12 protein-coding genes are annotated in these 9397 nt (G+C 63.5%); 8 read left to right on the forward strand and 4 right to left on the reverse strand.

Features of this window, described 5'->3' with window-relative positions; genetic code table 11:
* Positions 1–230: 230 nt before the first annotated feature.
* The gene (locus tag EOA24_RS16945) at positions 231–926 is read left to right on the forward strand and encodes a hypothetical protein (protein ID WP_127409917.1); all 696 of its coding nucleotides are present in this window, start codon (positions 231–233) and stop codon (positions 924–926) included.
* 22 nt (positions 927–948) lie between these two features.
* Here the strand turns inward: EOA24_RS16945 and EOA24_RS16950 are convergent, their stop codons facing one another.
* Complete coding sequence (locus EOA24_RS16950) at positions 949–1527, reverse strand: NUDIX domain-containing protein (RefSeq protein ID WP_126060542.1); 579 nt, start codon at positions 1525–1527, stop codon at positions 949–951.
* A 153-nt stretch (positions 1528–1680) separates the two neighbouring features.
* On the opposite strand from EOA24_RS16950, the gene EOA24_RS16955 reads away from it, so the two are divergent.
* The 3 genes from EOA24_RS16955 to EOA24_RS16965 all read left to right on the forward strand — a co-directional run bounded on the left by EOA24_RS16955 (position 1681) and on the right by EOA24_RS16965 (position 3587).
* The gene (locus tag EOA24_RS16955) at positions 1681–2784 is read left to right on the forward strand and encodes an NADH:flavin oxidoreductase/NADH oxidase (RefSeq protein ID WP_126082422.1); all 1104 of its coding nucleotides are present in this window, start codon (positions 1681–1683) and stop codon (positions 2782–2784) included.
* Between the two features lie 168 nt (positions 2785–2952).
* The gene (locus EOA24_RS16960; protein WP_126060540.1) at positions 2953–3231 is read left to right on the forward strand and encodes a DUF982 domain-containing protein; all 279 of its coding nucleotides are present in this window, start codon (positions 2953–2955) and stop codon (positions 3229–3231) included.
* 116 nt (positions 3232–3347) lie between these two features.
* On the forward strand, positions 3348–3587 hold the full coding sequence (locus tag EOA24_RS16965; RefSeq protein WP_042644408.1) for a DUF2188 domain-containing protein: 240 nt from the start codon (positions 3348–3350) through the stop codon (positions 3585–3587).
* 190 nt (positions 3588–3777) lie between these two features.
* Here the strand turns inward: EOA24_RS16965 and EOA24_RS16970 are convergent, their stop codons facing one another.
* Both EOA24_RS16970 and EOA24_RS16975 read right to left on the reverse strand, forming a co-directional pair.
* Positions 3778–4050, reverse strand: coding sequence for a hypothetical protein (locus EOA24_RS16970; protein ID WP_127256864.1), 273 nt, complete (start codon positions 4048–4050; stop codon positions 3778–3780).
* Between the two features lie 283 nt (positions 4051–4333).
* Entirely contained in the window at positions 4334–5308 is a 975-nt protein-coding gene (locus EOA24_RS16975) for an alpha/beta fold hydrolase (protein WP_126082420.1), read from the reverse strand.
* Between the two features lie 128 nt (positions 5309–5436).
* On the opposite strand from EOA24_RS16975, the gene EOA24_RS16980 reads away from it, so the two are divergent.
* The 4 genes from EOA24_RS16980 (at position 5437) to EOA24_RS16995 (ending at position 8484) form a co-directional block, all read left to right on the forward strand.
* Positions 5437–6177: a competence/damage-inducible protein A gene (locus tag EOA24_RS16980; protein ID WP_126082419.1), complete on the forward strand. Its 741-nt coding sequence runs from the start codon at positions 5437–5439 to the stop codon at positions 6175–6177.
* A gap of 81 nt (positions 6178–6258) precedes the next feature.
* Positions 6259–7092 carry a universal stress protein gene (locus EOA24_RS16985; protein WP_126082418.1) on the forward strand — a complete coding sequence of 278 codons (834 nt, stop codon included), beginning with the start codon at positions 6259–6261 and terminating at the stop codon, positions 7090–7092.
* 204 nt (positions 7093–7296) lie between these two features.
* Positions 7297–7797 carry a xanthine phosphoribosyltransferase gene (gpt, locus tag EOA24_RS16990; protein WP_126060535.1) on the forward strand — a complete coding sequence of 167 codons (501 nt, stop codon included), beginning with the start codon at positions 7297–7299 and terminating at the stop codon, positions 7795–7797.
* 198 nt (positions 7798–7995) lie between these two features.
* On the forward strand, positions 7996–8484 hold the full coding sequence (locus tag EOA24_RS16995; RefSeq protein ID WP_126082417.1) for an NUDIX hydrolase: 489 nt from the start codon (positions 7996–7998) through the stop codon (positions 8482–8484).
* A gap of 3 nt (positions 8485–8487) precedes the next feature.
* Here EOA24_RS16995 and EOA24_RS17000 read toward each other — a convergent pair whose 3' ends face one another.
* The gene (locus tag EOA24_RS17000; protein ID WP_245501811.1) at positions 8488–9135 is read right to left on the reverse strand and encodes a hypothetical protein; all 648 of its coding nucleotides are present in this window, start codon (positions 9133–9135) and stop codon (positions 8488–8490) included.
* Positions 9136–9397 lie beyond the last annotated feature (262 nt).

The raw sequence follows: 9397 nt of genomic DNA on the forward strand, positions 1-9397 counted from the left end.
CGATACTTGTCTTCCTCTTCCCCCAATGCGCGGGCGGCCCGCTCGTCGGTCTCAGCGACTATGTTCGCGACAATTGGCTCTCCCGCATCGAGCAGGAACGCAGCATCTTCTTCAGCGCGGACTTTCTGGGCTCCGATCGTTTCGCACGGTTTTTCGTCGCCATTCTGGGCACGGCGGCGACATGCGTTTTGGCCATTTCCGCCTCGACAAGGAAGCGAGCCTGGTGGGTCTTGGCGGTCTTTTCGGCTGTCGGCCTCCTGTTGGGACTGCTTTATCTAAGATACCTGCGGTTTTTTCCGCTCTTCGTCGGCCCCGGGGTTGCCTTGCTCGTCCATCAGGGCATTCCAGCCAGCCTGCCGCTGAGGCGCTATTTCGCAGCCAGGTCGAGGGACGAGTTGCCGCGCGCCTGGCTTCTGGCCGCCCCGGGCGTGGCAGTCATTGCTGCTCTTCTTCTAACCTATCTGGTCTGGCCTCCCCGGGCTGCAAAGCTGCTTGGCGTCGACATCGCCAATGCCTGCGCGCAAGCCAGCAGCGGCCCGCATTTTATTTGGCCGAAAGGCGCGAGACTGTTCGCGCCTCCCGATATCGGGATCGCCGCTTTGGGGTCTCCTGAGGAACTCGACGTCGTGGCCGTCCCTTTTCACACATCGGCCAAGGGCATCGAGCGCGTCCTTAGATTTTTTGACCCGGCTACGTCCGACCCGACGCAGCTTCTCGATCAAACCAAGGCCACCCATGTCGCGGTCTGCCGTGTAGAGGAAACGGCCCTCCAGCCGGTCGAAGCCCGGTTTCCATTGGCCAGCCGGTTGGCCACGGGAAAGCCTCCGGAGTGGTTGACGGAATGCCCCTTTGCGGGGCCGCTGCGCATCTATCGATATCCAGCGTCGGGCGGCCCCGCCGGCCAGTGTCCTGCCATGGGCCAATGAGCCGTTGACGCGGTGATGCCCGTCAAGGCGCGATCGGGTTCAACTTCAAGTGCTGGATCAGGATGATCGTCTTGGCATCGACAATACGTCCATCGGCAATGGCGGCCAGCGCTTCGTCCAGTGGTATTTCCAGGACCTCGATGTCCTCGCCCTCCTCGGGCGCGCCGCCGCCGTCGGAAATACGGTCGGCCGGCGAATAGCGCGCGGTGAAGAACCAGAGCCGTTCCGTCACGCTGCCAGGGCTCATGAATGACGCGAACAGTCGCTCGATGTCCTTCAACCGGTAACCCAGTTCCTCCTCCGCTTCCTTGCGGATGGCGGTTTCGGGATCGTTTTCGTCGAGCAGCCCGGCGCAGGCCTCGATCAGCGGCTCGCGGTGACCCACGGCGTAAGCCGGGAAGCGGAATTGCCGCACCAGGAGCACGGTCGAGCGCTGCGGATCGAACGGCAGGATCACCGCGCCGTCGCCGCGATCATAGGTCTGGCGGATCTGCGTCTCCCACCGCCCGTCGCGGCGGCGGTAGTCGAGCACTGTCTTCTTCAGCACCGCCCAGTCGTCCGAAAGGACCTCTTCGGAACGGATGCGAATGCGATCTTCCATGACGATCTCCTTGATGGTGGCAAAGGGGTAGCGACGAAAGCGCCTCTACGCAATCCGGGAAACCGACTGGTCCAGCGGCAGTTTCACCGGCAAGTGTCTGGCGTGACGCGCCACGACTGCCTAGATAGCGGTATCTCTCCAGGAGCCCGCTTCATGACGTCATCGCTTTTCCAGCCGATCACCCTCGGCGACCTCACCTTCCCCAATCGCATCGCGGTCGCCCCCATGTGCCAGTATTCGGCCGAGGACGGCTCGGCCAGCGACTGGCATCTCCATCACTGGATGAACCTGGCAATGTCGGGCGCCGGCATGGTCACCGTCGAGATGACCGATGTCGAGCGGCGCGGGCGCATCACGCATGGCTGCCTCGGCCTCTATTCGGACGACAACGAGGCTGCCGCCAAGCGAACGCTCGACGCCGCCAGGCGCGTCGCCGCGCCCGGCACGAAGTTCGGCGTCCAGCTTGCCCATGCCGGCCGCAAGGCCTCCAACCGCAGACCCTGGGAAGGCGGCGGTCCGCTGCAGCCCGGCGAAGATCCCTGGCAGACCGTTTCTGCCTCCGCCATTGCCTATGACACGAGCTGGAATGTGCCGCACGCGTTGGAAGAGGACGAGATCCTGGAGCTCATCGCGCGTTTTGCGCAGTCGGCCGTGCGCGCCGAACGCGCCGGCTTCGATTTCGCCGAGCTGCACGCCGCGCACGGCTATCTGATCTTCCAATTCCTCTCGCCGCTCTCCAACCAGAGGACGGACCGTTGGGGCGGGTCGTTGGAGAACCGCATGCGCTTCGCGGTCGAAATCGCCAGGGCGGTGAGGAAGGCCGCCCCGTCCATGATGCTGGGCGCGCGCCTTTCGGTGAAGGAATGGGTCGACGGCGGTTTCGACGTCGAGGACGCGATCGAGGTGGCCAAGGCGCTGAAGGCCGAGGGCATCGCCTATATCTGCTGCTCCAGCGGCGGCAATTCGCCCCTGCAGCAGGTGCCGCCCGGCCCCGGCTACCAGGTGCATCTGGCGGAGGCCGTGCGCAAGGGCGCCGGCATTCCGACGCGCGCCGTGGGGCTGATCGACGATCCGAGCCAGGCCGAGGCGATCGTCGCCGGTGGTCGTGCCGACATGGTGGCGCTGGCCCGCGCCTTCCTCGCCGACCCGCGCTGGGGCTGGCGCGCGGCGGCTGCCTTCGGCGAGGAAATCCATCCGGCGCCCCAGCTGGCGCGTTCGGTGACGACCATGCGGCATTGGATGAAGGCCGCCGGCTAGGGCAATTCCAGGAAAAGTGCGACGCGGTTAGGCTCGGCGACTTCGCCGTAGCCTTCCGTCCGGAATTGCGTCAAAACGAAACCGGAAATCACAGGGGGGTCCTGAGACGTTTGGGCGCAGGATCCTCGCCACAACTGCAACCAATTTGGCCGCTTTACGTTGGCGGCCATGATAGACAGCAAACCTTTTGAGAAGCCGGTGGTGGTCGAGCTCGGCCATGTCGGCAAATATCGCCAGATCAGCAGCACCCGCGAGGCCGCCGAGTGCCTGATGACCGTTTGGCCGCTCAATCGCGGCGAGCGCCATCGTGACGCTCTCGACACTTGCCTCAAAGCGCTGGAAGGGTATCGTTCGCCAGCGGACGCACGTCGCGCCCTTATCGAGGCGGCCAGGGAATCGGAAGTGCTGGTTACCGAAGACAGGCTGCCAGACGGAAAGCTGCACTAAGCACTTCCAGGAAAACTGATCGGTTTTCCGTCTGGAATTGCGTAGAAACAAAGAGCGTTTCGCCGTTTCCGTGAAACGGTGAAACGTGCTAGCACGGTTCTTGACCGGAGGATTTCATGGCGAAGCTGACTTACAAGATCGTCGAGCATGATGGCGGCTGGGCCTACAAGGTCGGCTCGACGTTTTCCGAGACTTTCCGTACTCACCAGGAGGCGCTGCGCGCCGCAGAAATCGCCTCGTCCGAGCAGCAGGTCGCCGGAACCACGGACGGCATCCAGTATGAGGATGCCGAAGGAAAGTGGCACGATGAGCTTGCCGACGGCCGCGACCGGCCGCAGACCGAAGTATCGGACTAGACACTCCAGGAAAAGTGTGTGGTCAGGCTCGGCACCTTTCGGCGCAGCCTTCGTTCGGGATCGCGTAAAAAGCGCAGTATGGGGCGCCTCGCCGTTTCCGTGAAACGGTGAAACGCCCGGACTAAGAACTGAGGGGGCCTCCGCGACCACCAAAGCCCGAGGCTTCATACCGGCCGCCGGCTATGCGGCTCTATTTGCCGCAGTAATTGTCGTTGACGTTCTGTTGTGAGTTGGCGTCCGGCCCCGGCGTGATGTCCGCGCACGGTCCTATGGCTCCAGTGCTGTTGCCGGAGGTGCTCAGCCCTGAGCCCCCATTGATGCTGCCGGTCCTATAAGGGTCTACTTGCTCGCTCGCGGCGGGACGATGGTCGCGGTGCCACCACCAGTCATCTGATGACTGCGCCATGGCCGCGCCACCCATGGCCAGCACCAGCGCCGAAGCTGCGATAAGTCTTGTAAGCATCGGATTTCTCCATTCTGTCGATCGCAAAATATGTGGGGCCGAAGCCCCACAGCGATACGACCGAAACCCTGCGACGGGGCCTAAAGTTCCACCAGAAATTGCGGGTAGGACGGAATGTCCGACACTTTTATGTGACGTTTCGTGAACGGCCGTGGGCTGCAGCGCGGGGCGTTAGGGCGTTTCACCGTTCACGGAAACGGCGAAACGTCCTATCGCTTTGTTTTTTGACGCAATTCCGGACGGAAAACCGCTCACACTTTTCCTGGAATTGCTCTGGCCGAAATCATCTCGCGTTGGCGAAACCACGCGCGGCGACACGTTGGATAAAGGCCACGACCCGTTCGGGCTCTATGAATTGCGGCATGTGGCCGAGGCCTTCGACCCGTTCGAAGTCGAGGCCGCTGATCTCGTCCAGCATCGGTTCGCCATGGACGGCCTCGCCTATCACACGATCGCCGGTACCGAACAGAATGCCAGCCGGCATCGCTATGTCGCGGTAACGCCGTTCGATTTGGCCAAGGTCCCGTTCCACGGCCACGACATCGGTGGAGGTGGCGAAATAGTGGGACGGGCGCAACCCGAGCCATCCGCCGCCGGCGATCATGTAGTCCGCGGGAACCGCTTGTGGCGCGAAGATGAATCTCAGCGTCGGCTGCGCGTAACGCAGGCTAAGCGGTATCGCAGCCGTATAGGCCAGGATCCGGCGCAGCAGCGGCGATGGAACATAGAGCAGGTCGAACCGCCGACCTATCCTCGCTTCGAGATGCGTCAGCGGCGACAGCAGCGCGATGCCGGAAATCGAGGTCGGATGCTCGGTGGCGAGCGCAAGCGCGACGGCGCCGCCCAGCGAATGGCCGACGATCAAAGGTCGTTCCAACCGCAGTTCCTCGATGAAGCGCCGCACGATGTCCGCCTGTTCGGGCAGCCGGCCGGTCGCGCTCCTTGCCCGAACCGAATAGCCCGAGCCCGGCCGGTCGAGCGCGATCAGCCGATATCCGGGACCGAAGCGTCCGAACAGCGTATGGCGAAAATGGTGAAGTTGGGCGCCCAACCCATGCAGGAAAACGATCGGCCTGCCCTCGCCTTCTTCCACATAATGAATGCGGTTGCCGTCGATCTCGATGAACTTTCCGCAAGCCGGCACCAGCCTTTCAGCCTTCGCCGCGATCCGCCATGTCGCGAGCATCAGGGCAAGCAGGACAAGGGCGGCCGCGGCGAGCAAGCCCGCGAGCAGCCACAGGACAATCGATATCAGCATGGTTTCATCCGCTCTCGACCGACCGCACCATATCCGCAACGGCCGCCGCCACAAGCGCAGCCGGCTTTCGCATTGCGGCCGGCTTCAGGGCGCGTTATCTCAGGCGAGCTTTTGAGCCGGAGTCCGCCATGCCTGAAATCGTCACCGCCGCCATGCTCGTCATCGGCGACGAAATCCTCTCCGGCCGCACCAAGGACAAGAATATCGGCCATCTCGCCGACATCATGACGGCGATCGGCATCGACCTGAAGGAGGTGCGCATCGTTCCCGACGAGGAGGACGAGATCGTTGCGGCGGTGAATGCCGTGCGCGCCCGTTATACCTACGTCTTCACCACCGGCGGCATCGGCCCCACGCATGACGACATCACCGCCGACTCGATCGCCAAGGCTTTCGGCGTGCCCTGCGAGTACGACGCCAAGGCTTACGCCTTGCTCGAGGCGAGCTATGCCGGCCGCGGCATCGAATTCACCGAAGCGCGCAAGCGCATGGCGCGCATGCCGCGCGGCGCCGACCTTATCGACAACCCCGTCTCCGTCGCGCCGGGCTTCCGCATCGGCAACGTCCACGTCATGGCGGGCGTGCCGTCGATCTTCCAGGCCATGCTCGACAACGTCGTGCCGACGCTCAGGGCCGGCACCAAAATGCTGTCGGCCACGGTGCACTGCCCCTTCGGCGAGGGCCTGATCGGCGGGCCGCTGGCCGATGTCCAGAAGGCGCATCCCGACACCATCATCGGCTCCTATCCCAAATATGGCGACGGCAAGTTCTGGACCGAGCTCGTCGTGCGCGCCCGCAGCGAGGAAGCGCTCGAGGCCGCGCGCAAGGATGTCGAGGCGATGGTGGCGGGCTTCGCCAAGGCGGGCTGACCGGCGTTCGGCTGGAACCAGTCAACGCGCTGAGGCGTTCCCTTGCTGCCACGCGTAGCGCAAACAATTGAGGGACCGGCCATGCGCTTCAAGACAATCGTCGCCATTTTGCAGAACGAGCAGGACGCCGAGCGCGTTCTCGATTGCGCCCTTCCGCTTGCCGAAAGGTTCGAGAGCCATCTCGTCGGCATCCATGCCGAGGCGTTGCCCGTTCCCTACACGTCGGCCACCGGCTTCCCGGACACCGAGTTCCTGCAGGTCTCGGCCGAGATGAACAAGGAGCGCGCCGGCAAGCTGCAGGCCTATTTCCTGAAGCGGATCGAGGAATCCGGCCTGTCCTTCGAATGGCGAAGCCTGGAAAGCTTCTCCGGCGACAGCGCGCTGACCGGCATAACGAGCGTGCGCGCCGCCGATCTGATCATCGCCGCGCAGCGCGATACCGGCGGCGACCCGAGCGCCGATGTCGACACGCTGGTCTATGATGCCGGCCGGCCGGTGCTGGTCGTGCCCCATGACGGGCCACTGGTCACCACCTTCAGGCGCGTGCTGCTTGCCTGGAACGGCAGCAAGGAAGCGGCCCGCGCCGCGTTCGATGCCCTGCCCTTCATCGCCGAGGCCGACAAGACGGACATTCTCGTCATCGACCCGCCCGAGACGCTCGATGAATCTCCGGAAGCGGCCGGCGCCGAGATCGCCGCGGCCTTGTCACGCCATGGCGCCAATGTCAGCGTCTGCGTGCAGAAATCCGGCGGCACTTCGGTCGATGACATGATTCAGGCCAGGATCGCCGAATCCGGCGCCGATCTTCTGGTGCTCGGCGCCTACAGCCACTCCTGGCTGCGCCAGCTTCTGTTCGGCGGCGTCACCCGCACGGTGCTGCGCACGACGAATGTCGCAGCTTTCCTTTCGCGTTGAGCATCCCTCGGAAGCGGTAGCAAGATTCAGGGCAACGCCTGCGCAAGTCTGACGAGCGCCGCTTGAACCCGTTTCAGCGCGGCGCCTTAAGTCCACAGCCGTTGCCGGCCCCTGCTCTTGCCAAGCCTGGCGCTTTCCGGCTAATTCCGCCTGCATTCCAGTGTTTCTGCGCGCCAACGGCGCGCCTTGCGGAGTGCGTGAGCCATGTCCCTTCCCGAAAAAGCCTTTCCCGTCTCCTGGGACCAGTTCCATCGCGACGCGCGCGCACTTTCCTGGCGGCTTTCCGGCGCCAGCAAGGGCCAATGGAAAGCGATCGTTTGCATCACGCGCGGCGGCCTGGTGCCGGCGGCGATCATCGCGCGCGAGCTCGGCATCCGCATCATCGAGACGGTGTGCGTCGCCTCCTATCATGACTACACCAGCCAGGGTCAGCTTCAGGTTCTCAAGGAGATTTCGCCGCCGCTGCTTGCCGACGACGGCGCCGGCGTGCTGATCATCGACGACCTGACCGATACCGGCAAGACAGCCGGTATCGTGCGCGCCATGATGCCGAAGGCGCATTTCGCGACCGTCTATGCCAAGCCGAAGGGCCGCCCGCTGGTCGACACATTCGTCACCGAGGTCAGCCAGGACACCTGGATCTACTTTCCCTGGGACATGGGCTTCACATACCAGAAGCCGATCGCGGACGATCATGTCGGCTGAACGGCCGTCATATTTTCCAGAGAATCTGCCTCAAAGGAGCGGCGTGTAGTCGAACCAATGAGCATGTCTACTTTGTAAGATTGACCTTTTCTGGCGGCATTTTCCCACGGAGTGAAGTTTTTTACTTTTAAAGCCCATAATTCGCCGTAAGATTCGTAAGGTGGCAAACGATTCTGGAGGCTGGGGCAGCTTCTTCCGATGTTGACGAGGCCGGCAACACACACCCAGATGGCCGAAAGAGTCCGGCGGCTCTTCGGCAAGGCGCCCTGCCGCCTGCAGGTTGCCGCTCTGCCCTGGCGTGAAAGCGAAGCCGGCGTCGAGATCATGCTGATCACCAGCCGCGACACCGGGCGCTGGGTGTTGCCCAAGGGCTGGCCGGAGGCCAGGGAACCGCTTTGCAAGGCGGCCGCCCGTGAAGCAGGCGAGGAAGCCGGCTTGCGCGGCACCATCTCGCATCTTGAAGCCGGCCGTTATTTCTATGCCAAGGTCCTCGCCTCCGGCGAGGAAGTGCCCTGCGAAGTCCTGGTCTTTCCGCTGCATGTCGACCGCATTGCGGACCGCTGGAAAGAGAAGCGCGCCCGGACGCGCAAATGGGTTGGCGCCATCGAAGCAGTCCAAATGGTCCATGAACCGGACCTTTGCCAGATCATTGCCGGTTTTTGCGCCGCGCCGCACACTTTCATCTGATCGTCAGACGCGACCGAAATCATCGGAACTCAGCCGGGTCCAGCGATCGCCCGTCAATCCGCCGATAAAGATGTCGCCGGCGCGGACCGCTTCCGCGACCTCGGTGATGCGTGAGCGCACCATCGTGCCGCCGGCATAGCGGAAGAAGAGACGGTTGTAGCCGAAGAGGTGCGGCAGGAACCTGCTTTGTGTCTGTCCGGTTATGCCCACGCAGCCCATCTCCCGCGCAGCCGCGATAAGGCCGTCCAGCGTCGCGCCCCAGTGGGGTCCGGGCGCCTGGATCTGCAACAGGTTCGCGATGCCGCCAGCCTGCCCGTAGAAGGCATGGCAACCGACCATCTTGCCTGCTTCGTCGTAAGTCCCGCCGAAATGAAGTGGCCCGTCGGCCTGCTTTTCGGCCGCCAGCGCGAGCAGCCGCGGCAGTTCGCCATCCTTCCAGCTCGGTCGAAGAGCATAATCGGATATCAGTGCCGGCAGCCGCTCCGCAAACCGCGCGGCATCGATCCGCTCATGGTGGATCCGTCGCGACGATGAAGGCTGGACCGGCGGCTCGAGCCGTCTTCCTGCGAGAGCATCAAACGCCCGCCCGCAGGGGCCGAGCGCCAGCCGAGCCAGCCCGGGCCATTTACTCTGCAGCAAGGCGGCGGCCATGGCGCCCGGCTGAAAAACACAGGTCCATTCCAGACAATGCACCGGCAAGAGCTGATACTTCATCGGACGCGCGAAGGCCAAGGAGGTCCGGTTGGCCGAATCGGTCAGATATAGATCGAACTCGCCCTGATGCAGGGCACGCAGCAATTGCGGCCCGGCCCAACCGTGATCGGTGCTGGAATCGGTCATGAAGGGACCGATGATCGCGGCGTTCAATGGCCTTCCATTGAGCTCATAGCGGGCTTTCAAAACGCCCATGAAC

The sequence above is a fragment of the Mesorhizobium sp. M2A.F.Ca.ET.039.01.1.1 genome (assembly GCF_003998035.1).
GTDB lineage: Bacteria > Pseudomonadota > Alphaproteobacteria > Rhizobiales > Rhizobiaceae > Mesorhizobium.

Coding starts and splice junctions, on each gene's coding strand:
- EOA24_RS17000 (WP_245501811.1), bottom strand. CDS start 9,135: ATGGCCGCCGCCTTGCTGCAGAGTAAATGGCCCGGGCTGGCTCGGCTG.
- EOA24_RS16995 (WP_126082417.1), top strand. CDS start 7,996: ATGTTGACGAGGCCGGCAACACACACCCAGATGGCCGAAAGAGTCCGG.
- EOA24_RS16970 (WP_127256864.1), bottom strand. CDS start 4,050: ATGCTTACAAGACTTATCGCAGCTTCGGCGCTGGTGCTGGCCATGGGT.
- EOA24_RS16975 (WP_126082420.1), bottom strand. CDS start 5,308: ATGCTGATATCGATTGTCCTGTGGCTGCTCGCGGGCTTGCTCGCCGCG.
- EOA24_RS16955 (WP_126082422.1), top strand. CDS start 1,681: ATGACGTCATCGCTTTTCCAGCCGATCACCCTCGGCGACCTCACCTTC.
- EOA24_RS16950 (WP_126060542.1), bottom strand. CDS start 1,527: ATGGAAGATCGCATTCGCATCCGTTCCGAAGAGGTCCTTTCGGACGAC.
- gpt (WP_126060535.1), top strand. CDS start 7,297: ATGTCCCTTCCCGAAAAAGCCTTTCCCGTCTCCTGGGACCAGTTCCAT.
- EOA24_RS16985 (WP_126082418.1), top strand. CDS start 6,259: ATGCGCTTCAAGACAATCGTCGCCATTTTGCAGAACGAGCAGGACGCC.
- EOA24_RS16965 (WP_042644408.1), top strand. CDS start 3,348: ATGGCGAAGCTGACTTACAAGATCGTCGAGCATGATGGCGGCTGGGCC.
- EOA24_RS16980 (WP_126082419.1), top strand. CDS start 5,437: ATGCCTGAAATCGTCACCGCCGCCATGCTCGTCATCGGCGACGAAATC.
- EOA24_RS16960 (WP_126060540.1), top strand. CDS start 2,953: ATGATAGACAGCAAACCTTTTGAGAAGCCGGTGGTGGTCGAGCTCGGC.